This window comes from Paramesorhizobium leguminum, from assembly GCF_003217235.1.
Classification (GTDB): domain Bacteria; phylum Pseudomonadota; class Alphaproteobacteria; order Rhizobiales; family Rhizobiaceae; genus Paramesorhizobium; species Paramesorhizobium leguminum.
This window is the reverse complement of record NZ_QJTF01000006.1, coordinates 67,770-90,634: the sequence shown is the minus strand read 5'-3', so window position 1 is coordinate 90,634 and position 22,865 is coordinate 67,770. Positions and strand designations below refer to the sequence as shown.

The following is a 22,865-nucleotide window of genomic DNA, read 5'->3' as shown; positions in this document are numbered from 1 at the left end:
ATGGCATTGGGCAACCATGGGCGCGCAGTGGCCGCAAGCGTTAGGGGGACTCGCGACCGATGCCTGGCTTTTTCGTGAGGGGGGCGGGGTGCGCCAGACATCCTGCGACCCAAACGGAATACGAGAACGAAGGTTCCAGCAAAAAAGATTTTTGTTTAAATTTTTCACGATCCGGCAAGCGTTTTCTACACTGGGGACCTGTAGCATACCCGCCCCAGGAAGGGCCTTTCGATGAAAACGGAACTACCAGGTTGGTATCTCCGTTTATTCCGTCAAAGGAGTTGAGCCCATGCAACATCTGGCTGCCATCATGGTATTGATTTCTTGCTCGAACGATCTGGTCGTTTGCAACGAACGCCCGGCGCCGACCGTCTCTTATGAGACGATAGCGACATGCAAGGCTGAATTGAAACCGGCAATGGATAACCTCGCCGCCGAGAGCACGAGGCCTTACGGAAAATGTGTCGAGGTCGATCCTGAAATGATGGAACGCGACGCCGCTGTTTATTGGGAAATCGACAAGAACGACGAATTGCAGGTGACGATCCGCGAAGAACATGAAGACCCCGCCGTGACGGCGGAAACTCAAACCACAGGCTCGTAATAGGAACAGGATTGCACTAGAAATGCCTCACATCATTAATTGTGAGGCAATCTTGAACCGAAACCCCGCTTCCCATCCCTTCCTCGACCCACTCTGGCGGCGCATTGCGCTTGTCGCCTTCTGCGCGGCCTGGAGCATTTTTGAGTGGGTGAGAGGTGACGCCTTCTGGGGAACGCTCACAGCCGGCATGGCGGTTTATGGCGCGTGGATCTATCTGTGGAAATACAAGGTAGGGGAATAGGGCAGTAAGTCAGTAGGGCAATATGTTAGAAAAACCGCTTGTTTCAAAAACATACTGCCCTATTCCCCTACTGCCTTACTGCCCTGTCTTCCGCTTTCGCCCATAAAGTTCGAGCCGATGATGCACGATGTCATAGCCGAGCGAACGGGCGATTTCCTCCTGCAGCTTCTCGATGCTGTCTGAGTGAAATTCGATGACATCGCCGGTTTCGATATCGATGAGATGATCATGATGCGCACCGCTCGCCTGCTCGAAACGCGATGGCCCGCCATTGAAGGCATGGCGATGGATGGCGCCGCGCTCTTCGAGCAATTTCATTGTGCGATAGACGGTTGAGAGCGAAATGCTGCTGTCGATGGATACCGCGCGGCGAAAAATCTCCATCGCGTCAGGATGATCCTCGGTGGCGGATAATATATCCAGAATAACGCGCCGGGGCCGGGTGATCCGAATGCCGGCGTCGCGCAATTCCTTCTCATAATCGGGCTTGTGATTCATCGCTCCCATAGAGCCGATTATGCGCCAGTTGACAAGATTTTGCAAAATTTGCGGCTACCGTCACGGACGACCTCTTATGAGTGCGCCCGTCGCGCCTTTTGGCCGGTCTTACGGCCGTGACGGTCTAGGTGCTCCCGATCATGACGCGTCATATAAAGCAGGAAAAGCCCAATCAAGAGAGCTCCAGCCGGCGCAACCAAGAATGTCAGAAGTTGGGTGGTCGTCATGGCTTTAATCCTTTAAGGATCCGTCTCCCGACAATATGTAATCCAAGTGAGACGAAAAAACAAACCACGCCGATAAATATAGAAGAATCGTTATGCCCATTCCAGCCTCTATTAAGACTGGAAACCGTAGGTGCAAAAAAGCCGACTGCGAAAATAGCTATAGCAGCCCCATTCGCATAGTTTGCAGTAAGCTTGGTACGTTCATTGCCGACTGCATCCATTTTCTTCCCCCAGCTTAAGCTGCCCCACAGGAAAAACCCAACTCATTATATTTATGAAAAATGCTGGTACGCCCAAGGGGAATCGAACCCCTGTTCCCGCCGTGAGAGGGCGGTGTCCTGGACCGCTAGACGATGGGCGCCCGGGCAGAGCGCCGATATAGCCAAGCTCGAATGAAAGCGCAACGGCTATTCGGCAAAATAATGCATGAAACTTATTCGATGGCGCCCAACTTATTCGATAGCGCCAAGACGCATCCGCGCGACGATCCGGGACTTGACGTAATCATAGACGATGATTTCCGTGCCGCCATCGGGCAGAAGCGTTTCGAGAGAGACGTGATCGCCGGAAAGGCTCTGCGACAGAAGGCGCGTGCCGGGAGCGAGCGGCACTTGCGATTCGATGATTGCAGGCGGAGCCACCGGCGCGGTGACAGCCTCACCCGGAATATCGGAACGCGGCGGCGCCGTTTCCGCCTCGTCGGAACGCGTAACCTTATAGACAACCGCCACCAGGACAGCCATAAGGCCGATGAGCATGATGCCGATGGAAACCGCCAGAAGCCGCATCATCTTGCGGCGCACCTTTTCCATGGCGGGATCGAGCGGAGGCTCGGCCGCGGGATGGATGCCCGGATAGGCATGCTGGTCAGGATAACTCTGATTATCAGGATACTCCTGATGATAACGGTCCTGGTGCATCGAATGTCTCCAGTTCGCGCATGATCCCAAAATGGTCCAGACTTTTGGAATAAGATCACGCGGTTAGATAATGCGGTTGGGCCGCGTGATAACGAAGGGAAGTGACGATTGAAAGAGCTAATTGCCGATGCGGACGCCGCCGGAAAGCGGCTTGACCAGTGGCTGGCGGCTCAGTTCGCCCCCGATTTGTCGCGCAGCCGCATCCAGCAGCTGATCGCCGATGGCCAGGTCACGGTGGATGGAAATCCCGTGCGCGAGCCCAAGCACAAGCTGCGCGAAGGCATGGCGATCGCGCTGGAAATGCCGGAGCCAGAGCCGGCCGAACCCGAAGGCGAGGATATCCCGCTCGATATCCTTTACGAGGATGACGACCTCATCGTCATCAACAAGCCCGCCGGATTGGTGGTCCACCCAGGCAACGGCAATTGGACCGGAACGCTCGTCAATGCGCTGATCCACCATTGCGGCGATACGCTTTCAGGCATCGGCGGCGTCAAGCGGCCCGGCATCGTCCATCGCCTCGACAAGGAGACGACCGGCGTCATGGTGGTGGCGAAAAACGACCGCGCCCACCGGCATTTGAGCGAGCAGTTCGCCGACCATGGCCGCACGGGCGATCTTGAGCGCGCCTATCTTGCGCTCGTCTGGGGAACCACGGACCGCACCAATGGCACGGTTGACGCCCATCTTGGCCGATCGCACCGCGACCGCACCAAACAGGCCGTGGTGAACGAAGCCCGTGACGACGCGCGCCATGCGGTGACGCATTTTTCGCTGATCGAGAAGTTTGGCGCAAAGGAGGACGCAACGGCCGTCGCCTCCCTCATCGAATGCCGTCTAGAAACCGGCCGCACACATCAGATCCGTGTGCATATGGCCCATATCGGCCACCCGCTGATCGGCGACATGGAGTATGGCGCCGCCTTCAAGACCAAGGCCAACAAGTTGGCCGAACCGCTGAAACAGGTTGTGACCGCATTTCCTCGCCAGGCGCTGCACGCCAGGCTCTTGACCTTCGCCCACCCCGCCGACGATGAAATCATGAGCTTTGAAGCTCCCTTGCCGGAAGATATGGCCGAGCTGGTGGAAGCGTTTCGCGCCCATGACGGACATTAGAATGCCGGCAGGTCGGACACCTTGTCCTGCCGTCTTCTCCGGGCTCCATTGATACGAATTTAAATTTATTCCTCGCGAAAAAGGTGAAACTTTTCGCACCACATTATCGTTCACGTTGGTGTGACGAATTGTTTAGCATGTTAAGGCATCGTGTTTTTGCCAAAATGATGTTTATATAGGTGAGCTTACGCCCGAGGTGCGAAGGGCAATCGGGTGTGCCGGGTCTGCCCATGGTGGGGGCCCGCTTTCCCAAGAGGAGGGTGCTTTATGGCCCAGAGTCTTCCAAGCCTGGTTTCCGGCGATGGCGGTCTTACCCGTTATTTGGAGGAAATCCGGCGTTTTCCCATGCTTGAGCCGCAGGAAGAATACATGCTGGCCAAGCGTTATCTCGAACATGCCGACCCGCAAGCCGCACACAAGCTCGTAACGAGCCATTTGCGTCTGGTGGCGAAGATCGCCATGGGTTATCGCGGATATGGATTACCGATCGGCGAAGTCATTTCCGAAGGCAATGTCGGCCTGATGCAGGCAGTCAAGCGCTTCGAGCCGGAGCGCGGCTTCCGCCTCGCCACCTATGCGATGTGGTGGATCAAGGCTTCGATCCAGGAATATATCCTGCGTTCTTGGAGCCTCGTCAAAATGGGCACCACCGCCAATCAGAAGCGTCTGTTCTTCAACCTGCGCAAAGTGAAGAGCAAGATCCAGGCCCTCGACGAAGGCGACCTCCGCCCCGACCAGGTCAGCGAAATCGCCACCCGGCTGAACGTCAGCGAGGAAGAGGTGATTTCAATGAACCGTCGCCTGTCCGGCGACGCATCGCTCAACGCGCCGATCCGCGCGACCGAAGGCGAATCGGGTGAATGGCAGGATTGGCTCGTCGACAACAGTTCCAGCCAGGAGCAAATTCTCATCGAGCAGGACGAGCTGGAAAACCGCCGTTCCATGCTGACTGGCGCCATGGCTTCGCTCAACGACCGCGAGCGCCGCATCTTCGAGGCACGCCGCCTCTCGGATGACCCGGTAACGCTTGAAGATCTGTCGACGGAGTTCGGCATCAGCCGCGAGCGCGTACGCCAGATCGAGGTCCGCGCCTTTGAAAAGGTGCAGGACTCGGTGAAAGCCGCCGCGATCAGCCAGCAAAAGGCGCTGACCCAGACCGGAGCGGCTCACTGAGTTGCTTGGAGCTCTCTATCCTCCACGTGGAAAACTTCATATTTCCACGTGGAGGCGCGTCTGCCTGAACGTTTCCACCATCACTACAGTTCAGTTGATCTCCCTGCGCATCCCGTGAGATTTCACGTCCGGCAAATAGACACCCCGCCATCCACCAGCAGCGCCGTACCGGTTATGAAACTGGATGCATCCGATGCGAGATGGAGCACGGACCGGGCGATTTCCTCAGGCGCGGCCATCCGCTTGAGCGCATGCAGGTTTTCGACAAAGGCCAAGGTCTCCGCGGTTGCTCCCGGAGCGCGGGTCACACTCATCGGCGTATCGGTGCCGCCGGGAAGAATGGCATTGGCCCGAATGCCCTTGGCGCCATATTCCGCGGCGAGAACCTGGGTAAGACCGATCAGGCCCGCTTTGCTTGCTGCATAAGCCCCCATCCCCGGCATACCAGCCGTATAACCGACGAATGTGGAGGTGAAGATGATCGAGCCGCCACCGCGCTCAAGCATCGCCGGCACCTGATATTTGGCGCCAAGAAAGGCACTCGTCAGATTGGTATCGAGCGCTTCCTGCCACTCCGGCAAGGATAGTTCATAAATTGGTCCGGTTGCACCAACCATACCCGCATTGTTGAACGCGATATCGAGACCGCCGAACCGGCTGATAGCCGTATCGACCACCGCCTTGGCAAGCGCTTCGTCTTTCACATCTCCCGCAACGGCAACAGCTTGTCCGCCGGACGCCTCGATTTCAGCGACCAGGCTGTCAAGCTCCGTTTGCCGGCGGGCGGTCACGACAATGCGGGCGCCTTCCCGCGCAAATAGCTTTGCTGTCGCATAGCCAATACCGGAACTCGCACCGGTCACTATGGCAACCTTATCCTTCAATACATCCATTTTGAGATCCTTCCGTTACACAAGAACGGAACCCAAATCTCAAACACGAGCTGTAAGCGCTATCCGTTCCTTGCGCCCGAATCCCACAAATATTTTTCCAAAGTTCAGTCGAAACGAAAAAGGCTCCGCAACGAGCGGAGCCTTACGCAGCGGCCGTCGGCCACGCTGTTCTTCACTGCCGGCTATTATCCAACCACACCCCAAGCCTTCAGCACCTTATCGAAAACCTGTTCGCCGGGGACGCCTTTTTCAACTGTAATGAGCGCGCGGCGGCCGTTGCGGTAGGTGATCGGGATATCGATCCATTGCTGGCGGCGCATCAGCGTCATGTTGGTGTCTATTGCCGTGCGTGCATCGTTCAACGCCACGATGAAAAAATTATCGGCAATCTTCGCGGGAATGGCGATAAGCGGACTGCCGGCCGATTGCTCGGTATCCTTGAACGTCACGCGCTGCACATTCTCGATCGCCCCGCCGGAGAAATTCTCGGGCACGGAAAAGATCATCTCGATAAGATGGCTCGCCGGCAATGATTTGTCCGTGTTACGCCGGATGGTCATGCGCAGCTTGAGATTGCTTTCCGGAATGGTGACATCGGCGCGGATCGCCGGTTCCGCCGGTTCCCCCTCGCCGGGCGAATCCTGCACTTCCGACCAGACGACAGTCCCCTTTTTGGCGGACCCAGCCTCCTGCCCGCTTTTCTCTTCATAGAAGAAGGCCTGCTGTCCGACCGGGACGGCCGCCTGCGGAGCCTGCGTGGACGCGCCGCCGGCTTGCGGACGTAGCCCTGGCTGGTCGGTGGATGCGGATACCGACGTGCCCTCCCCCACGCCCGGCGTATCGCCGGCCGGTCCGGGATCCGCTTCCGAGCCATCTGGCAACAGCCGTTGCGTCAGTTTCTGCGTTTGCGGCAATTGGCCGGCGCCACTTGCCGCTCCCGCGCCACTTGCCACTGAGGTCGGCTTTCCCGAGGCGGATGTTTTCGTTGGGACTGGCTGAACAGCCGCCTCGTTTGTGCCGTTGAACTGATCCATTACACTGGCAAGATACGGCTCAAGGCGATCCTTGTTGGTCCAGGCGGCATAGCCTGCGCCACAGAGCACCAGAAGCGAGAGAAGACCGAAAACGAGTCCCTTGCCTGCGCTCCGCCGTCTCTCGCGGGCTTCGCTATAGGAATCGTCGGCGAAGGCATCTTCCTCCTCCTGGTCCCTGCCCCAGTCGTTACGCTCGCCCCGGTTGGACGAAAGCATCGCATCGTCTTCATGCGAAGACCGCCGGCGGGGCTTGGCCGACCGCGTTTTCGTGAAATCCGGCGCAGGATGGGCGGCGGCGGCGCGACGTGGAGCCGGCTGGGTGCCTTTGAGAAAATCATCGAGCGGATCGACTGCCGGCTCCGGTGCTCTTGCCGCCGCGCGTCTCGGCGCAGGAGGCGGCGGTACGGGCGCAGCTACACGAGCAGGTGCAGGCGCCCGTAGAGGCGCACTTTGCTCGGCGCGAGGCCTTGCAGGCGCGGGTTTCGGCACCGCGGGCGCGGGCGGAATCGGCCTGGACATCGGCCGCGGAGCGGACGCTGTTGCCGCTGAGGGGATTTTGCCTGCAGCGGAGGTCCTGGCCACAGGCGCCGCATATTGCGCCTCGACTTCGGCAATGGAATCCTCCAACGCCTTGCGCTGCCGACTGGCGACAGCGGCAGGCGCATTGGCGGCAGCAAGCTTCTGCTCGATCGTCGCGCGAGCCTTTTCATAGACGCGTTGCCGCAACTCGGGCGTCGGGTTCGCCTGCGTCTCGATCGTCTTCTTCAGTACCGCTGCAAAATCTGCCATGCCGTGCTGCTCATACTTTGCAAAGAGGTTTTGCTGTTACTTTGGCGTCGCATAAATGCGGCATCCCAGGACCGCTTTCTGCGTCCAAGTAGAATCACTTGGCGTCGCAAAAATGCAGCTTCCTATGACCTGCCCAATAATCACAATAATCCATCGAAAGCAAAATCACGCTGAAATTCTGCCGATGCGAACAACTTTCCCAAGGGATTAATCCTGGAAGGGATCAGTCACTAGTATCGTGTCCTCTCGTTCCGGGCTCGTCGAAAGCATCGCCACCGGCGCGCCGATCAGTTCTTCGATATAGCGGACATACTTGACCGCCTGCGCCGGAAGCTCGTTCCAGGACCGCGCGCCCGCGGTCGTTTCGGACCAGCCGGGCAGCGTCTCATAGATCGGCTTGACCCGCGCCTGCGCGCCCATCGACGCCGGCAGATAATCAATCCGCTTGCCGTCGAGTTCATATGCCACGCAGACCTTGATCTCCTCGAGCCCATCGAGAACGTCGAGCTTGGTGAGTGCGATGCCAGTGATGCCCGATGTGCGCACCGTCTGGCGCACGATGACCGCATCGAACCAGCCGCAACGGCGCTTGCGCCCCGTCACGACGCCGAATTCATGGCCGCGCGTGCCGAGAAACTCGCCGACCTCATCGTTGAGTTCCGTCGGGAACGGTCCCTCGCCCACGCGCGTCGTATAGGCCTTGGTGATGCCGAGCACATAGCCGATCGCCGTGGGTCCGAGCCCCGAACCGGCGGCGGCCTGTCCGGCGACCGTATTGGAGGAAGTCACGAACGGATAGGTGCCGTGATCATTGTCGAGCAACGCCCCTTGCGCGCCCTCGAAAAGAATACGGTCGCCCGCCTTGCGGCGCTCGTCCAGCACGCGCCCGACCTGATCGATATAGGGCAGTATCTCACCGGCCACCGAGGTCAGTTCCTGCATGATGGCTTCAACCTGAATTTCATCGAGACCCATGCCGCGGCGCAGCGCATTGTGGTGGGCGAGCAGACGCTCCACCTTCGGCTCCAGCGTATCGGGCTCGGCGAGATCGATGACGCGGATGGCGCGGCGGCCGACCTTGTCCTCATAGGCGGGGCCGATGCCGCGCTTGGTGGTTCCGATCTTCAGGCCCGAATTGGAGCCCTCGCGGATCGCGTCGAGATCGCGGTGCAGCGACAGGATCAACGGCGCGTTCTCGGCGATACGCAGCACATCGGGCGAAATCTCCACGCCCTGCCCGCGCAGCTTCGCCACTTCGGCCACGAAATGATGCGGATCGACCACCACGCCATTGCCGATGACGCTGAGCTTGCCGCGAACGAGGCCGGAAGGAAGCAGCGAGAGCTTGTAGCTGACGCCGTCGATGACAAGCGTATGGCCGGCATTGTGGCCGCCCTGATAGCGCACGATCACATCGGCGCGCTCCGACAGCCAGTCAACGATCTTACCCTTGCCCTCGTCGCCCCACTGCGACCCGACGACAACCACATTGGCCATAAAGAAACTCTCCGCTCCGGGCGGCGGACCGCCCGCCATAAAATGACAAACGTGAGCTTCTATACAGGCTCAATCCATAAAGCGCGACCTTCTTTTTATGTTCGGAGCACACCAGCCAGCTTTGCATGATTGTACCGGCACGGCTGTAACGTCATAATAAATTATGTACCAATTGCAGCCTGGCATAAAGAAAGACCCCATACGACGGTGGGCTCTGCCTGACCGTATCTTTTTTGGAAATGGGGCATGCGCCATTCTCGCCGGGGTATTCCTGCGAGAAGCTCCTCTTTGCGGCTTCCACGCGGAGCGGATCATTCCAGGTGAAGGTTTCGGGGGAAACCACATTTACGTGACGGATGGAGTAGTCGCGTTCGATTATCACGGATATTCGCTGCGGAGCCGATTACTGCTGCATCATACAATGGGCTGGGCGAACCGATATACCGAAGGCTGGAACTGTCTTCTCGAACGCGTGAGCTTCGATTTGCTGGATACGCGTGATCTGAACAACAACAAGATGCTTGGACCGGATCAATACCTTCACGATCCAATAGCTCGCGCGCAAAGGTTTCTTGATCGAGTGGATCACGTGGGAGCCAGCGCACGAGCACGAGCCAAACAATAAAGGCCCGCCGCGAGGCAGGCCCGATGGATGATCCCGGGTAACTAGAGTCTGTCAGGCTTCAACTGGAACGCGGATCAGAGAAGGCGCATAGTTCTGCCGTCATTCTCGGGCTTGTCCCGAGAATCTGCCATAAGAAAAAGATAAGCGATTACCATCCTGACAGATTAGCCCACGGTAGATTCTCGGGACAAGCCCGAGAATGACGGCGAGAGGGGCGTCCGCATCATGAAACGGGCATCGCCAGAATAGGTGCGAAGCTTTTCGCCAAGTTCGGGCGCATCCACAATCGAGAACCCCTGCTTCTGCCAGAAGCCCGCCGAGCCGTTGACCGCGACGAGCGACATGGTGGTAAAGCCATCGCGCGTGGCTTGCTCCACCATGACAGCTACAACCCGGGCAGCCAATCCGCCGGACCGGCCCTCCGGCAATAGCGCGATATCGTGCAGGTAATAGGTGTCCGAATCATCAGGCAACTGCCAGAGAAGCGTGTTGAGCGTCGGTATCCGGAACTGGCGCCAGGGATGGCTGATGGCATATCCAATCAGGCCGCCCGCCCCTTCCAGAACGAAACAGCCTGCGGGGTAGAGTTTGAGCCGCTCGATATAGACGGCGTCATCCTCGAAGAAGTCGGTGTGAATGGCGGCCGCCATGGCGCTGACAGCGGGAATGTCCTCCCCGCGCATCAGCCGCCAATGACGACTGCCAGTCATTCTACTTTAAGCCTCGGCCACGTCGAATTGCAGCGGACGGGCGGAATTGATCGCCGTGTGGGAACGCAGTTCTTCCAGCACGCTCTCCGGAACCCGCTCATCCAGATAGAGCAGCGCGATGGCGTCCCCGCCCGGATGGTTACGGCCAAGCGAGAAATTGGCGATGTTGACGCCATGCTTGCCGCATACCGTTCCGAGCATGCCGATCATGCCCGGCGTGTCGTTGTTGGTGGTGTAGAGCATGTGCTGGCCAACCTCGGCGTCGAGATTGATGCCCTTGATCTGGATGAAGCGCGGCTTGCCATCCGAGAAGCAGGTGCCGGCGATGGACCGGGTGCGCAGCGTGGTCTTCACCGTCAGCTTGATATAGCCGTCGAACACGCCAGATTTATCGCGCTTGACCTCGGAAACGATGATGCCGCGCTCCTTGACCATGATCGGTGCGGAAACCATGTTGACGTCGGACATCTGAGGACGGATCAAGCCTGCAAGCGCCGCCGAGATGAGCGCCCGCGTGTTCATCGTCGCGGTCACGCCGTCGAACAGCACTTCCACTTCCTGGATCGGCTCGTCCGTCACCTGCCCCACAAACGCGCCCAGCACTTCCGCCAGCTTGACGAAGGGCTTCAAACGCGGCGCTTCCTCAGCCGTGATCGACGGCATGTTGATGGCATTGGAGACAGCGCCCTTGATGAGGTAATCCGACATCTGCTCGGCCACCTGCAGCGCGACATTTTCCTGCGCTTCCGAGGTCGATGCGCCCAGATGCGGCGTGCAGACGACATTCGGCAGGTTGAACAGCTCGTTCTCCGTCGCCGGTTCCACCTCGAACACGTCGATGCCGGCGCCTGCGACCTTGCCGGATTTCAGCCCTTCGATCAGGTCCTTCTCGACGATCAGGCCGCCGCGCGCGCAATTGATGATGCGCACGCCCTGCTTCATTTTGTTTATTGCGTCCGCATTGATGATGTTGCGGGTCTTGTCGGTGAGCGGCGTGTGCAGCGTGATGAAATCGGCGCGGGCAAAGAGCTCGTCCAGTTCTACCTTCTCGACGCCCAGCTCCTGCGCGCGGGCTTCCGAGAGGAACGGATCGAAGGCCGCCACGTGCATTTTCAGCCCAATGCCACGCGCGGCCACGATGGAGCCGATATTGCCGCAGCCGATCACGCCCAGCGTCTTGCCGGTGATCTCCACGCCCATGAAGCGGTTCTTCTCCCACTTTCCGGCGCGGGTGGAGACATCCGCCTCCGGCAATTGCCGGGCGACGGCGAACATCAGCGCGATGGCGTGTTCGGCGGTGGTGATCGAATTGCCGAACGGCGTGTTCATGACGATGATGCCACGGCGCGATGCCGCCGGGATATCGACATTATCGACACCGATGCCGGCCCGGCCGATGACCTTCAGCTTCGTGGCGGCGGCGATCAGCTTTTCCGTGGCCTTGGTGGCCGAGCGGATGGCAAGGCCATCATACTGGTCGATGACTTCGAGCAGCTTGTCTTTGTCCTTGCCGAGATCCGGCAGGTAATCGACATCGACGCCGCGGTCCTTGAAGATTTGCACGGCGGTGGTGGAGAGTTTGTCTGATACGAGAACGCGAGGCATGGGTGATGTCCTTTGATGAAGGAAAGCCTCTTCATCCGACCACTCGCAAGGGGGAGTACGGGAATAAGTGAGTAGGGGAATAGGTGTATGAAAAACATACTCCCCTATTCCCTTATTCCCCTACTCCCTTTCGGATGAGAGGATATCGAATTGATATTGTCGAGAAATCAGGCCGCTTGTTTCAGCGCGGCCTTCTGATTGGCAAAGGCCCAGTCGAGCCACCCGGTGAGCGCTTCGAGATCGGAAGCTTCCACGGTCGCCCCGGCCCAGATGCGCAGGCCCGATGGCGCGTCGCGATAGGCGCCGATGTCATAGGCGACGCCCTCCTTGTCGAGCGCCGAGACGATGCCCTTGGCGAAAGCCGCTTGCGCATCGGCATCGAGCGCCATGACATCAGGATCGACGATGGTCAGGCACACCGAGGTGTTGGAGCGCGTCGCCGGATCGACCGCGAGATTGCCGATCCACGGCGTCTTCTCGACATAGGCGTCGAGAACCGCGAAATTCCTGTCTGCCCGCGCGATCAGCGCATCGAGCCCGCCGATGGACTTCGCCCAGTTCAGCGCATCGAGATAATCCTCGACGCAGAGCATGGACGGCGTGTTGATCGTCTCGCCGGCGAAGATGCCTTCGATCAGCTTGCCGCCCTTGGTCAGGCGGAATATCTTCGGCAGCGGCCAGGCAGGCTTGTAGCTTTCCAGCCGTTCGACAGCGCGGGGCGACAGGATCAGCACGCCATGCGCGCCCTCGCCGCCCAGCACCTTCTGCCAGGAGAAGGTGACGACATCGAGCTTTGAGAAATCGAGGCGTTGCGCGAAAGCCGCCGAGGTGGCGTCGCAGATGGTCAGGCCTTTGCGATCCGCAGGGATGAAATCGGCATTCGGCACGCGAACGCCGGAAGTCGTGCCGTTCCAGGTGAAGACCACGTCGCGGTCGAAATCGACCTTGGCGAAATCCACGATCTCGCCATAGGGCGCTTCGAAGATGCGCACATCGGGAAGCTTCAACTGCTTGGCGACATCCGTCACCCAGCCGGCGCCGAAGCTTTCCCAGGCGACCATGTCGACGCCGCGCTCGCCAAGCAGCGACCACAGCGCCATTTCGACAGCGCCGGTATCGGACGCAGGGACGATGCCGATGCGGTAATCGGCGGGAACCTGGAGAATTTCACGGGTAAGGTCGATGGCGTCCTTCAGCTTGGTCTTGCCGATTTTCGCGCGATGCGAACGGCCAAGAGGAGCATCGGCAAGCGCTTGAAGCGACCAGCCGGGACGTTTTGCACAGGGACCGGATGAAAAGTTGGGATTGGCCGGACGCGTGGCCGGCTTCGAGATCGTGGTCATGTTTTTTCCTATCCTCACAGATAGCACGCCTCTCGGTGGGGAGAGGTGGCCCGCTGACGGAGTTAGGAGAAACGTCGCACCCAGTCAAGAAATTTGTCCGGGCGCGACAGAACTTTTGTGGGGAAACAGCTGCACCCTCAATCCGCACCGCTTTCCCTGCGCGACAAGATGCGGTCGATCAGCCCCCATTCCAAGGCTTCTTCCGCTGTCATGAAGCGGTCGCGGTCCATCGCGCGCTCGAATTCTTCGTAGGAGCGTCCGCAATGCTCCGCGTAAAGTCGCGTCATGCGCTGCTTGGTCTTCTGGGTTTCCTCGGCATGGATGAGGATATCGGACGCCTGCCCCTGAAAGCCTCCCAATGGCTGGTGGATATGGATGCTGGCGTTGGGCAGCGCAACGCGCTCGCCCGGCTCGCCTGCCATCAACAGGAACGACCCCATCGAACGGGCCGTCCCCATGCAAAGCGTATGCACCGGCGCGCGAATGAAACGCATGGTGTCATACATGGCGAGGCCGCTCGTTATGACGCCGCCCGGCGAATTGATGTAGAGGTTGATGGGCTTCTTGGGATTTTCGGCCTCAAGAAACAGCAATTGCGCGCAGATGAGAACCGAGACCGCATCGTTCACCTCGCCGTTGAGAAAGATGATCCGTTCCCGCAGAAGGCGGGAATAGATGTCGAAAGACCGCTCCCCTTTGCTGGATTGCTCTATGACCATAGGGACGAGCTGCATCGCTTCGCGCATCGGCGAACTCCAATCATTCAGAGGTTTGAGATAGGCTTGCCCGCGTCAGGCGGCGAGCATGAGGGGCGGACTGTTGCTGTTCGCAGCCAGCCTCGCATCGGTCAGTTTCTGGAGAATCCGAAGACACGTTCCCCCCGTGCCGTTCGCGGCAACCGTGAACGTCACGGTGCTTTCAAGAAATGGCGGGGCGTCGTCGCGCAGCCTGTATCGAACGGCCTCTCCGGGCGTGATGGTGGTCGCCTCCGCGTCGGCAAGAGCATCCTTCGGCAGCCAGTTTTCCCGAAACTCGGCAATGCTGATGGCGCGCCAGACCTTTTGCGGCGGCTCGTCAAGGTCGAACTCCAATTCAATGCCGTCTTTCTGCTCTTCAGTCTCAGCATTGTTCATTGGTCCATATCCTTCAGCAAGACCTTGAGAGCGTCGATGCGCTGAGGCCAGTAGGCACGATATTTCGCCAGCCATTGCGCGATGAGAGCCAGCCCCTCCGGATCGACCTCATAATTCACGAACCGCCCCTGCCGTTCTTCCCGCACCAGATTGGCGCTCCGCAGCACCGCGAGGTGCTGCGACATGGCCGGCTGGCTGATTTCCATCCCCTCGCGCAAGACGCTGGCGTTCATGCCGCCAACCGCCAGCTTCTCGAAGATGGCGCGCCGGGTCGGATCGGCCAAGGCTTTGAAAATATCATTCTCGATCATGCCAACAGATAAGCACACACTTATGCGATTCGCAAGCCTGTTTCGCTCGCGGACGAATGGTTGAGGTTCAAAGGAAACCATGCCAACGCTATTCCTCAAAGGAATGACCGCCATGGATCGCTTTTCGTCGTTGCAATTATTCGTCCGCGTCGTGGAGCGCGGCAGCTTCACCCATGTCGGGCGGGAACTTGGGCTCGGACAACCGGCCGTGAGCAAGCAAATCGCCGCGCTTGAGGCTCATCTCGGAACCCAACTGCTGAGCCGAACCTCGCGCGGGCTGCACCCGACCGCCGCCGGGCAGGATTTTTATGAATCGGCGATCCGCATTCTCCACGATCTGGAGGAAGCCGAACTTCGTATCGGCCAAAACAATGTGAGCCCCGCCGGCGTGGTCCGATTGGCGACGCCACCGGCGCTAGGCCGCATGTATATCATCCCAAGGCTTCCGGCTTTCTTCGCGCGCTATCCGGACGTCTCCATCGATTTGTCCGTCGCGGAGCGCCGTGTCGATCTTGTGCGGGAGGGCATCGACATCGCCTTGCGCGTTGGGCCCTTGGCGGATTCGACGCTTGTCGCCCGCAAGATTGGAGATTTGCACATGATGGCGGCAGCGACACCGGCTTACCTCGAACAATACGGCACGCCTTCCAGCCCGGCGGATCTGCGCTCCCATAATCTTATCGTCAGCCAAAATCAGGGCGCCACGCAGCCATGGAAGTTCAACGGCCCGGACGGACTTATCCTGTTCGAACCTGAGGGTAATTTCAGAACCAACGATGCCGGGGACCAGCGTGCCGCGGTGCTGGCCGGGCTTGGCATCGCCTACGCCGGACGCGCAATGTTTGAAGCGGATCTGCGGGCTGGAAAAATGGTTCCGATCCTTGAAGACTTCGCACCCGCCCCCTCACCCATCCACGTCATCTGTGCAAGCGGTCGCCGAATGCCGCAGCGCTTCCGTGTCGTCATCGACTTCCTCGCCAAGATGTGCGCCGAGGAGCCCGCCTTGCGTCTTGCGCCTTAACGTCATTCCAAACCGGAATGGTTCCTAGTCCTGATTGCCGTCTACGGTGACATGCAGGAGACGACTAGCTTCCGTCCATCGCTGCACCAACCGGGCAGCTCGACATGGAAGGATCGGAAGAATGGGTAAATTGGACGGAAAGATCGCGGTCATCACCGGCGCCAGCACAGGCATGGGCCTGGCGACGGCAAAGCTGTTCGTGCGTGAAGGGGCTGAGGTCATCATCACCGGCCGGGACCAGGCGGCGCTCGACGCGGCGGTTCTGGATATCGGGAAAGGCGCCGAAGCAATCCGCGGCGACATCTCGAGCCTTGCAGATCTCGACGCCCTGCGAGCCCACGTCGAAGCCCGCCATGGCCGCCTCGACATCCTGTTCGCGAATGCAGGCGTCGGCAAGCCGGGCCTTTTCGAAGAGGTGTCCGACGAGGATTTCGACTTCACCGTCGGGATAAACTTCAAGGGCACGTTCTTCACTGTCCAGAAGCTCATTTCCCTCATGCCGGCTGGCGGCTCGATCATCCTCAACACATCGATACAGGGTGTACGCGGCACCGCCGGCCTGTCGGTCTACTCCGCGACCAAAGCCGCGCTCCGTTCACTGGCGCGTTCCCTCACCGCCGAATACGGCCCCAAGGGCATCCGCATCAATGCGCTGGCTCCGGGCTTTATCGATACGGACATCATGCGCAGAAACGGCCTCAGCGAAGAGATGATCCGCGAGATGAAAACCCAATCAACCGCCCACACGCCGCTTGGCCGAATTGGTACCGGGCACGACATAGCCAAGACCGCGCTGTTCCTCGCGACCGATGAGTCCGAGTTTATAACCGGCGTGGAACTGACCGTCGATGGCGGCTGGGCGCAGGTATAGAGCGCAGCCAATAAAAAACCGCCCCAACGTTCGTTGCGGGCGGTTTTCACATTCTTTGAACTCAATGGGTTTTATTTATAGACCGGCGCCGGGCCTTCATTATAAACCGGCAACGGTTCCGGCTGATAGGCCGCTTGTGCGCCGCCGAATTCGTAGCGCAAGCCGGCGCGGACCTGATGCACGCCGAAGCCATCGTCACGGCCCTGCGTCCCCGTCGCTCCGGCTGCGAGGTCGGACGCATCCCAGCCGAAGGCCTTGCCGCCCTTGATGTGCGAATAGCGGTAGCCGAAGTCGAGCTTGGTGCTGGACGTGATATCTACCGTCATGCCGGCCATCAGAGCCCAGGTGAAGCGCGTGGAAGAGAGGCCGCCATGGTCGGCCCAGTAGTCGACACAGCCGGGAGCGCCGCCATTGCACCAGGAGCGGTTCTTCATCGTCCCATACTTGACGCGCGTGAAGCCCAGACCGCCGCCGATATAAGGCGTCACCTTGCCCCAGGTGATGAGATCGACATAGGCATTCGCCATCATTTCCCAGGCGCTTGCCTTCGACGTGTCATCGAAGGTGACCGTGCCGTCGAACGCACTGCTCGAACCGAAGACATCGCGCTTCCAGTAAGCGAGCGTCGCGTCCGCGCGGAAGTGCTGGTTGAAGCGATAGCCGACGCCGACGCTGAAATCCGTATTGCCGCGCAGCTTTATCTCGTCATAGTCGAATTCGGTCGCGGTACCGCTGTCCCTATCCCAGACGTCGTAGCTGCCATCGCCCTTGGCGTCGAAACTGTGCCCGACATCGCCCCGCAAATACCAGCCTGAGGCAGCCGCTACCGGCGCTGCGACGGCCGGCATTTCCGGTTGGAAAGGAACCGGCTCGTAGTCGGCAGCAAACGCCGGACCGGCCAAAACTGTGTAAAATGAAGCGAAGAGAATGCGCTTGGTGCATGTCATAATCGTGTCCCCCACGGAAACGTGGCAAAGCCGCTTCTGCCGTTACGTTTCTTGATTATTAACCAAAAATCTTAATTCACCGTTAAGCATGGCTGTCGCGAAGCAGTCGGAGTAAGAGGCGCAACCTTACTTGTAAGCAGGAAGTGGCTCGGCAGCATAAGCTACGGCGGATGGCGCGCCGAACTGGTAACGCAGGCCCACGCGGACATCGTGCACGTTCATGCCCTTGTCACGCCCATCCCCCACCCACTCGCCGCCTTCGAACATCTTGCCACCTTTGATATTGCGGTAGCGGTAGCCGGCATCGAGCTTCAGATTTTGCGTAAGATCGATAGATGCGCCTGCCATCACCGCATAAGTGAAGCGCCAGTTCGCCGCGCCTTCCTGGGACTTGCCATAGCGGACATCGTCGAGATCGCTCCACTTCACGCGGGTGCCGCCGATGCCCGCGCCGACATAGGGCGTAATGCCGTTGAAATTGCCAAGATCGATATAGGCATTGGCAAGGATCGACAGTGCCGAGAATTTGGCGCGCTCATCCGAGGCGCAATCCTGATCGCCGTTACAGCTCTCGCCGAACGTATAGCCCTTGAACTTGGCGCGGGTCATGTAATCGGCGGTAACGTCCGCGCGAAAATAATCGGTAAACTGATAGCCGACACCGGCGCCCGCGAGGACCGCGCCCTTCAGGTCGCCATGCAAAGTGTTCTCGCCCGGTCCGCTGCCGCCGCATCCGTCGCAGCCGGGAGTACCATAGGTTGCCTTACGGAATTTGGGCCAGGAATAGCCGATATCGCCGCGCAAGTACCAGTTACCAGACTCCGCCGGCACAACTTCGGGAACAGCCGGTGCTTCCGGCGGGGGCGCCAGATCCGCGGCAACCGCGGAATGAGAGATCCCGGCGACGATCAGCAAGATCGCGCCGGTAATGATATTTCTTGAACGATGCTGCATGGCTTTCCCATCCCGAAACATACCCGGTGCGACTCGCGCGCCCGAATTCCCACTGATTTCAATGTTAGAAATAGATGGGAAAAGTTAAGCCTCGCTTAACCCTGTTTTTTCATCATCTTTGTTAAGAGAATGCAGCAATGCAAAGAAAAAGGCTCCGTTCAGGAGCCTTTTGCATTAGTCTGAGAATGGGAGAACCGCTCACGCAGCCGTGCGGATACCCGAAATCACACTGACGATATCGTTCACCACCGCCTCCACCAGGGTGCGGTCGTCGCCCTCCGCCATCACGCGGATCAGGGGCTCGGTTCCCGAAGGCCGGATCACCAGCCTTCCTGCCGTGCCGAGCCGGTCGCGCCCATCCTCGATGGCGCTCTTGACCGTGATATCCTCCAGCGGCTTGCCGCCGGTGGTGCGGACGTTTTTCAGCAGTTGCGGCACCGGCTCGAACTTGCGGCAGACCTCGCTCAACGGCCGTTGCTGTTCCTGCATGACCGCCAGAATTTGCAAGGCTGAGACGAGGCCGTCGCCGGTGGTCGAGAAATCGGAAAGCACGATATGGCCGGACTGCTCGCCGCCGACATTGAAGCCGTGCTCGCGCATGTGCTCGACGACGTAACGGTCACCCACCTTGGTGCGCGCCAGCGTCAGACCGATATCGGAGAGGAAACGTTCGAGCCCAAGATTGGACATGACGGTCGCGACAATGCCTTTGCCTGTCAGCCGGCCCGCATTGGTCCAGGATTCGGCAATGACCGCCATGAGCTGATCGCCATCGATGACATTGCCATCCCCATCGACCATCAGTACACGATCGGCATCGCCATCGAGCGCGATGCCAAGGTCAGCCCTCACCTCGTGCACTTTCTTTATCAGGCCAACCGGATGGGTTGAACCGCAATCCTCATTGATGTTGACGCCGTTCGGCTCATCGTTGATGGTCACAACGTCAGCGCCCAGTTCCCAGAGCGCCGAGGGGGCGACCTTGTAGGCGGCGCCATTCGCGCAATCGACGACGATTCGCAGGCCTGCGAGCGAGAGATTGCGCGGCAGGGTGCGCTTGGCGAACTCGGTATAGCGATAGATATCACCCTCCACGCGCTTGGCGCGCCCGATCTCACCATTGCCGGCAAGCTTGCCGCTCATATCCGCCTCGATCAACGTCTCGATCTGCATCTCCAGCTCGTCGGAAAGCTTGAAACCGTCGGGGCCGAACAGCTTGATGCCGTTGTCGTAATACGGATTGTGCGAGGCAGAGATCATCACGCCGATATCGGCGCGGAGCGACCGGCAGAGCATCGCCACCGCAGGCGTCGGAATAGGTCCGAGCAGGAAGACGTCCATGCCCGTCGCCGTAAAGCCCGCGACAAGCGCGTTCTCCAGCATATAGCCGGAAAGACGTGTATCCTTGCCGATCACCACGCGCTTGCCCTGGCCCGTCTCCCTGAAAAGGAGGCCGACGGCCATGCCGACCTTCATGGCGATATCCGGCGTCATGGGAAAGCTGTTGGCTTTCCCGCGAATGCCGTCCGTTCCGAAATATTTCCGACTCATGCTTATGCCTGTCTGAGCTGGCGCCGATTTCAGGCTGTTTTATCTCAAAACAGCGGGACGGCGCAATTCCACTTGCCGATATGTCCCATAATAGCGCCAAGGGATGAAAAAGAGGCAAACGAGCAACTCCCCGCACTTTTCCATTCACTTTGTATACACAAACGAAACAGCCGGGCATTGCCCGGCTGTTTTTATACCAATTTGGACGACCACTACCGTCAAGATTGCGGCTGCGGCTCCATGCCGGTATCCGGCTCGTCGCTCTTGCGCTTCCTTGCCGAACCGGCTTTCGGCACGCTTGAACCGCGTGAAGGCGGCGTATCATCACCCAGATCGCGCGCGGGCTTCTTGCCGGCGGTGATCGCCTTCAACTCTTCGCCGGTCAGCGTCTCATATTCGAGCAGGCCTTCGGCGATGGCGATCCATTCTTTCTTTTTCTTGGTCAGAATGCTGCGGGCCGCGGTATAGGCGGTGTCGATAAGCTCACGCACCTCCGCGTCGATCAGTTGCGCGGTTTCTTCCGACACATTCTGCTGGCGCGCCACGGAATGGCCGAGGAAGACCTCTTCCTGATTCTCGCCGTAAGCCACGTGGCCGAGCTTGTCGGAGAAGCCCCAGCGCGTCACCATGGCCCGGGCAAGCTTGGTCGCCTGCTCGATATCGGATGAAGCGCCCGACGTGATGTTCTCCTTGCCGAACTTGAGTTCCTCGGCAACGCGGCCGCCCATCATGATCGCGAGCCGGGAGATCATCCACTTGTAGCTCATCGAGTATTTGTCGCCTTCCGGCAGCTGCATCACCATGCCAAGCGCGCGACCGCGCGGAATGATGGTTGCCTTGTGCACCGGATCGGCAACGGCAACGTTCATGGCGACAATGGCGTGACCGGCTTCGTGATAGGCGGTCAGTTCCTTTTCTTCCTGCGTCATGGCGCTGGAGCGGCGCTCCGCGCCCATCATCACCTTGTCCTTGGCATCCTCGAATTCGAGCATGGTTACAACGCGCTTGTTGCGCCGCGCCGCCATCAGGGCGGCCTCGTTGACGAGGTTCATGAGATCGGCGCCGGAGAAACCCGGTGTACCGCGCGCCAGAACTTTCAGGTCGACATTGGGCGCCAGCGGCACGTTGCGGACGTGCACTTTCAGGATCTTCTCACGCCCGGCGACATCCGGATTGGGAACGACCACCTGGCGGTCGAAGCGACCTGGCCGCAAGAGCGCCGGATCGAGAACATCCGGACGGTTGGTCGCAGCGATCAGGATGATACCTTCATTGGCCTCGAAACCGTCCATCTCGACCAGCAGCTGATTGAGCGTCTGCTCGCGCTCGTCATTGCCGCCGCCCAAACCAGCGCCGCGATGACGACCGACCGCATCGATTTCATCGATGAAGATGATGCAGGGCGCGTTCTTCTTGGCCTGCTCGAACATGTCGCGCACACGGCTAGCGCCGACGCCGACGAACATTTCAACGAAATCCGAACCGGAAATGGTGAAGAAGGGCACGTTGGCCTCGCCTGCAATGGCGCGGGCAAGCAGCGTTTTACCAGTTCCGGGAGGGCCGACGAGCAGCACGCCGCGCGGAATACGCCCACCGAGGCGCTGGAATTTCTGCGGATCGCGCAGGAACTCGACGATTTCCTCGAGATCTTCCTTGGCCTCATCCACGCCCGCGACATCCCCGAACGTGACACGGCCATGCGCTTCCGTCAGAAGCTTGGCCTTCGACTTGCCGAAGCCCATCGCCCCGCGCGAGCCGCCCTGCATCTGGCGCATGAAGAAAATCCACACGCCAATGATCAGGATCATCGGCAGCCACGAAAGCAGGAAGTTGATGAGCGGGTTCGATCCGTCGGTTTCAGGCCGCGCCGTAATGGCTACGCCCTTGCTCTCAAGCCGCGAGACAAGCCCGGTATCACCAGGAGAATAGGTCTGGAAGGAGGATCCGCTGTCCGAATAGATGCCACTGATCCGCTCGCCGGTGATCGTGACCGACTTTACCCGCCCGCTCGAGACATCGCTGATAAACTGCGAATAGGGAACCTCGCGCGACGCGGTGCGCTGCGCCGGACTCTGGAACAGGTTGAAAAGCGCGATCAGGAGAAGGGCAATAATCGCCCACAGGGCGAAGTTGCGATAGTTTGGATTCATGTCGGGTCCAATCGGGTCAGCACATCCGCCCCAAAAGCTGGTAACGGCGATTTTCAACTAACATAGGTTCGAAGCGAGGCCTTGCCAAGGCAAGCATGAACCCTAGCATCAAATCTTATAGGTCTGGTTTACAATGCGTTTGATATAATGCGCGCTTGGCATACGCCCATTTGCAGCCGGGCGTACAAAAATAGCTAAGTCACTATTGGCGGATCGGGATAGTTCGCAAATCCGAACAACCGCCGCACGGCATTGGCGAGCGCAAGGTCATGTCCCGGCAGAATTTTATCGAAAAGCGCGATATGGCGCGTCATCGCAAGGCCTGCCGGCAGGAAACGCCCGCCTGTCACCGCCGGAATGTCCATAAGCTTGCCATCCACATATACCGCAGGCCCGGTCAACGCCGCGGCGCGGCGGATATTCGTCCGGTCGATACCCGCGTTCAAGCAAAAGTCATCGAATTCCATAGAAACAAGCGGCGCGATCCGCACCTGTTTGCCGCCGGATAGACCGTTGGCGATCCTGTAGCGCCCATCCCAGATGCTGCTTTCGCCGGAGGACAGCAGCAATTCCGGCAAGCCACGCGCCTCCCGCCAGATATGGTGCCGGTGCCGGCCTCGCTTGATGATGCAACCGCCAAGTCCCAGCCGCG

At 59.4% G+C, this 22,865-nt stretch carries 23 protein-coding genes and 1 tRNA gene; 7 read left to right on the top strand and 17 right to left on the bottom strand.

Annotated elements, in window-relative coordinates; genetic code table 11:
• The first annotated feature begins 289 nt into the window (after window positions 1–289).
• Together C7477_RS06950 and C7477_RS06945 are read left to right on the top strand one after the other, a co-directional pair.
• The gene (locus C7477_RS06950; protein ID WP_110750474.1) at window positions 290–604 is read left to right on the top strand and encodes a hypothetical protein; all 315 of its coding nucleotides are present in this window, start codon (window positions 290–292) and stop codon (window positions 602–604) included.
• Between the two features lie 52 nt (window positions 605–656).
• Window positions 657–845: a DUF3329 domain-containing protein gene (locus C7477_RS06945; protein WP_245411750.1), complete on the top strand. Its 189-nt coding sequence runs from the start codon at window positions 657–659 to the stop codon at window positions 843–845.
• Between the two features lie 75 nt (window positions 846–920).
• Here the strand turns inward: C7477_RS06945 and C7477_RS06940 are convergent, their stop codons facing one another.
• The 4 genes from C7477_RS06940 to C7477_RS06925 form a co-directional block, all read right to left on the bottom strand.
• A complete protein-coding gene (locus tag C7477_RS06940) occupies window positions 921–1,352 on the bottom strand; it encodes a Fur family transcriptional regulator (protein ID WP_110750470.1) in 432 nt (143 codons plus the stop codon).
• A gap of 214 nt (window positions 1,353–1,566) precedes the next feature.
• Window positions 1,567–1,791 carry an amino acid transporter gene (locus tag C7477_RS06935; protein WP_110750467.1) on the bottom strand — a complete coding sequence of 75 codons (225 nt, stop codon included), beginning with the start codon at window positions 1,789–1,791 and terminating at the stop codon, window positions 1,567–1,569.
• A gap of 64 nt (window positions 1,792–1,855) precedes the next feature.
• A tRNA-Glu gene (locus C7477_RS06930) sits at window positions 1,856–1,931 on the bottom strand.
• A gap of 91 nt (window positions 1,932–2,022) precedes the next feature.
• A complete protein-coding gene (locus C7477_RS06925) occupies window positions 2,023–2,490 on the bottom strand; it encodes a hypothetical protein (protein ID WP_110750465.1) in 468 nt (155 codons plus the stop codon).
• A 108-nt stretch (window positions 2,491–2,598) separates the two neighbouring features.
• Between C7477_RS06925 and C7477_RS06920 the strand changes: the two genes are divergently transcribed.
• Complete coding sequence (locus tag C7477_RS06920; RefSeq protein ID WP_110750463.1) at window positions 2,599–3,606, top strand: RluA family pseudouridine synthase; 1,008 nt, start codon at window positions 2,599–2,601, stop codon at window positions 3,604–3,606.
• Window positions 3,607–3,873: 267 nt separating this feature from the next.
• The gene (rpoH, locus tag C7477_RS06915) at window positions 3,874–4,779 is read left to right on the top strand and encodes an RNA polymerase sigma factor RpoH (RefSeq protein ID WP_110750461.1); all 906 of its coding nucleotides are present in this window, start codon (window positions 3,874–3,876) and stop codon (window positions 4,777–4,779) included.
• A 122-nt stretch (window positions 4,780–4,901) separates the two neighbouring features.
• On the opposite strand, the gene C7477_RS06910 is transcribed toward rpoH, so the two are convergent.
• From C7477_RS06910 to C7477_RS06900, 3 genes are all read right to left on the bottom strand, one after another.
• A complete protein-coding gene (locus C7477_RS06910) occupies window positions 4,902–5,672 on the bottom strand; it encodes an SDR family oxidoreductase (protein ID WP_110750459.1) in 771 nt (256 codons plus the stop codon).
• A gap of 185 nt (window positions 5,673–5,857) precedes the next feature.
• Window positions 5,858–7,495: a transcriptional regulator gene (locus C7477_RS19490; protein WP_425373531.1), complete on the bottom strand. Its 1,638-nt coding sequence runs from the start codon at window positions 7,493–7,495 to the stop codon at window positions 5,858–5,860.
• Between the two features lie 207 nt (window positions 7,496–7,702).
• Window positions 7,703–8,992: an adenylosuccinate synthase gene (locus C7477_RS06900; RefSeq protein WP_110750457.1), complete on the bottom strand. Its 1,290-nt coding sequence runs from the start codon at window positions 8,990–8,992 to the stop codon at window positions 7,703–7,705.
• 163 nt (window positions 8,993–9,155) lie between these two features.
• Here C7477_RS06900 and C7477_RS19160 point away from each other — a divergent pair, with 163 nt between their 5' ends.
• Window positions 9,156–9,617 carry a hypothetical protein gene (locus tag C7477_RS19160; RefSeq protein ID WP_110750455.1) on the top strand — a complete coding sequence of 154 codons (462 nt, stop codon included), beginning with the start codon at window positions 9,156–9,158 and terminating at the stop codon, window positions 9,615–9,617.
• 164 nt (window positions 9,618–9,781) lie between these two features.
• Here C7477_RS19160 and C7477_RS06890 read toward each other — a convergent pair whose 3' ends face one another.
• The 6 genes from C7477_RS06890 to C7477_RS06865 form a co-directional block, all read right to left on the bottom strand.
• The gene (locus tag C7477_RS06890) at window positions 9,782–10,327 is read right to left on the bottom strand and encodes a GNAT family N-acetyltransferase (protein WP_110750453.1); all 546 of its coding nucleotides are present in this window, start codon (window positions 10,325–10,327) and stop codon (window positions 9,782–9,784) included.
• Window positions 10,328–10,333: 6 nt separating this feature from the next.
• Window positions 10,334–11,932 carry a phosphoglycerate dehydrogenase gene (gene serA / locus C7477_RS06885; RefSeq protein WP_110750451.1) on the bottom strand — a complete coding sequence of 533 codons (1,599 nt, stop codon included), beginning with the start codon at window positions 11,930–11,932 and terminating at the stop codon, window positions 10,334–10,336.
• Between the two features lie 167 nt (window positions 11,933–12,099).
• Window positions 12,100–13,275 (bottom strand): phosphoserine transaminase, encoded by a 1,176-nt coding sequence (locus C7477_RS06880; protein WP_110750449.1) that lies wholly within the window; start codon window positions 13,273–13,275, stop codon window positions 12,100–12,102.
• A gap of 137 nt (window positions 13,276–13,412) precedes the next feature.
• Entirely contained in the window at window positions 13,413–14,021 is a 609-nt protein-coding gene (locus tag C7477_RS06875; protein ID WP_110750447.1) for an ATP-dependent Clp protease proteolytic subunit, read from the bottom strand.
• 45 nt (window positions 14,022–14,066) lie between these two features.
• Window positions 14,067–14,408, bottom strand: coding sequence for an SRPBCC family protein (locus tag C7477_RS06870; RefSeq protein ID WP_110750445.1), 342 nt, complete (start codon window positions 14,406–14,408; stop codon window positions 14,067–14,069).
• Window positions 14,405–14,719 (bottom strand): ArsR/SmtB family transcription factor, encoded by a 315-nt coding sequence (locus tag C7477_RS06865; protein ID WP_110750443.1) that lies wholly within the window; start codon window positions 14,717–14,719, stop codon window positions 14,405–14,407. Before C7477_RS06865 ends, C7477_RS06870 begins: the two co-directional genes overlap by 4 nt.
• A 112-nt stretch (window positions 14,720–14,831) precedes the next feature.
• On the opposite strand from C7477_RS06865, the gene C7477_RS06860 reads away from it, so the two are divergent.
• Together C7477_RS06860 and C7477_RS06855 are read left to right on the top strand one after the other, a co-directional pair.
• Window positions 14,832–15,740, top strand: coding sequence for a LysR family transcriptional regulator (locus tag C7477_RS06860; RefSeq protein WP_110750632.1), 909 nt, complete (start codon window positions 14,832–14,834; stop codon window positions 15,738–15,740).
• A 121-nt stretch (window positions 15,741–15,861) separates the two neighbouring features.
• Window positions 15,862–16,611: an SDR family NAD(P)-dependent oxidoreductase gene (locus C7477_RS06855; RefSeq protein WP_110750441.1), complete on the top strand. Its 750-nt coding sequence runs from the start codon at window positions 15,862–15,864 to the stop codon at window positions 16,609–16,611.
• Window positions 16,612–16,682: 71 nt separating this feature from the next.
• Here C7477_RS06855 and C7477_RS06850 read toward each other — a convergent pair whose 3' ends face one another.
• The 4 genes from C7477_RS06850 to ftsH form a co-directional block, all read right to left on the bottom strand.
• The gene (locus tag C7477_RS06850) at window positions 16,683–17,558 is read right to left on the bottom strand and encodes an outer membrane protein (protein WP_110750439.1); all 876 of its coding nucleotides are present in this window, start codon (window positions 17,556–17,558) and stop codon (window positions 16,683–16,685) included.
• A gap of 126 nt (window positions 17,559–17,684) precedes the next feature.
• Window positions 17,685–18,512, bottom strand: coding sequence for an outer membrane protein (locus tag C7477_RS06845; protein WP_110750437.1), 828 nt, complete (start codon window positions 18,510–18,512; stop codon window positions 17,685–17,687).
• Window positions 18,513–18,710: 198 nt separating this feature from the next.
• The gene (gene glmM / locus C7477_RS06840) at window positions 18,711–20,063 is read right to left on the bottom strand and encodes a phosphoglucosamine mutase (RefSeq protein ID WP_110750435.1); all 1,353 of its coding nucleotides are present in this window, start codon (window positions 20,061–20,063) and stop codon (window positions 18,711–18,713) included.
• A gap of 218 nt (window positions 20,064–20,281) precedes the next feature.
• Entirely contained in the window at window positions 20,282–22,213 is a 1,932-nt protein-coding gene (gene ftsH, locus C7477_RS06835; RefSeq protein ID WP_110750433.1) for an ATP-dependent zinc metalloprotease FtsH, read from the bottom strand.
• Between the last annotated feature and the right edge of the window lie 652 nt (window positions 22,214–22,865).

Coding starts and splice junctions, on each gene's coding strand:
- C7477_RS06875 (WP_110750447.1), bottom strand. CDS start 14,021: ATGCGCGAAGCGATGCAGCTCGTCCCTATGGTCATAGAGCAATCCAGC.
- C7477_RS06900 (WP_110750457.1), bottom strand. CDS start 8,992: ATGGCCAATGTGGTTGTCGTCGGGTCGCAGTGGGGCGACGAGGGCAAG.
- C7477_RS06890 (WP_110750453.1), bottom strand. CDS start 10,327: ATGACTGGCAGTCGTCATTGGCGGCTGATGCGCGGGGAGGACATTCCC.
- C7477_RS06845 (WP_110750437.1), bottom strand. CDS start 18,512: ATGCAGCATCGTTCAAGAAATATCATTACCGGCGCGATCTTGCTGATC.
- C7477_RS06940 (WP_110750470.1), bottom strand. CDS start 1,352: ATGGGAGCGATGAATCACAAGCCCGATTATGAGAAGGAATTGCGCGAC.
- C7477_RS19490 (WP_425373531.1), bottom strand. CDS start 7,495: ATGGCAGATTTTGCAGCGGTACTGAAGAAGACGATCGAGACGCAGGCG.
- ftsH (WP_110750433.1), bottom strand. CDS start 22,213: ATGAATCCAAACTATCGCAACTTCGCCCTGTGGGCGATTATTGCCCTT.
- C7477_RS19160 (WP_110750455.1), top strand. CDS start 9,156: ATGTACCAATTGCAGCCTGGCATAAAGAAAGACCCCATACGACGGTGG.
- C7477_RS06880 (WP_110750449.1), bottom strand. CDS start 13,275: ATGACCACGATCTCGAAGCCGGCCACGCGTCCGGCCAATCCCAACTTT.
- rpoH (WP_110750461.1), top strand. CDS start 3,874: ATGGCCCAGAGTCTTCCAAGCCTGGTTTCCGGCGATGGCGGTCTTACC.
- C7477_RS06865 (WP_110750443.1), bottom strand. CDS start 14,719: ATGATCGAGAATGATATTTTCAAAGCCTTGGCCGATCCGACCCGGCGC.
- C7477_RS06870 (WP_110750445.1), bottom strand. CDS start 14,408: ATGAACAATGCTGAGACTGAAGAGCAGAAAGACGGCATTGAATTGGAG.
- C7477_RS06925 (WP_110750465.1), bottom strand. CDS start 2,490: ATGCACCAGGACCGTTATCATCAGGAGTATCCTGATAATCAGAGTTAT.
- C7477_RS06950 (WP_110750474.1), top strand. CDS start 290: ATGCAACATCTGGCTGCCATCATGGTATTGATTTCTTGCTCGAACGAT.
- C7477_RS06860 (WP_110750632.1), top strand. CDS start 14,832: ATGGATCGCTTTTCGTCGTTGCAATTATTCGTCCGCGTCGTGGAGCGC.
- C7477_RS06850 (WP_110750439.1), bottom strand. CDS start 17,558: ATGACATGCACCAAGCGCATTCTCTTCGCTTCATTTTACACAGTTTTG.
- glmM (WP_110750435.1), bottom strand. CDS start 20,063: ATGAGTCGGAAATATTTCGGAACGGACGGCATTCGCGGGAAAGCCAAC.
- C7477_RS06910 (WP_110750459.1), bottom strand. CDS start 5,672: ATGGATGTATTGAAGGATAAGGTTGCCATAGTGACCGGTGCGAGTTCC.
- C7477_RS06855 (WP_110750441.1), top strand. CDS start 15,862: ATGGGTAAATTGGACGGAAAGATCGCGGTCATCACCGGCGCCAGCACA.
- serA (WP_110750451.1), bottom strand. CDS start 11,932: ATGCCTCGCGTTCTCGTATCAGACAAACTCTCCACCACCGCCGTGCAA.
- C7477_RS06935 (WP_110750467.1), bottom strand. CDS start 1,791: ATGGATGCAGTCGGCAATGAACGTACCAAGCTTACTGCAAACTATGCG.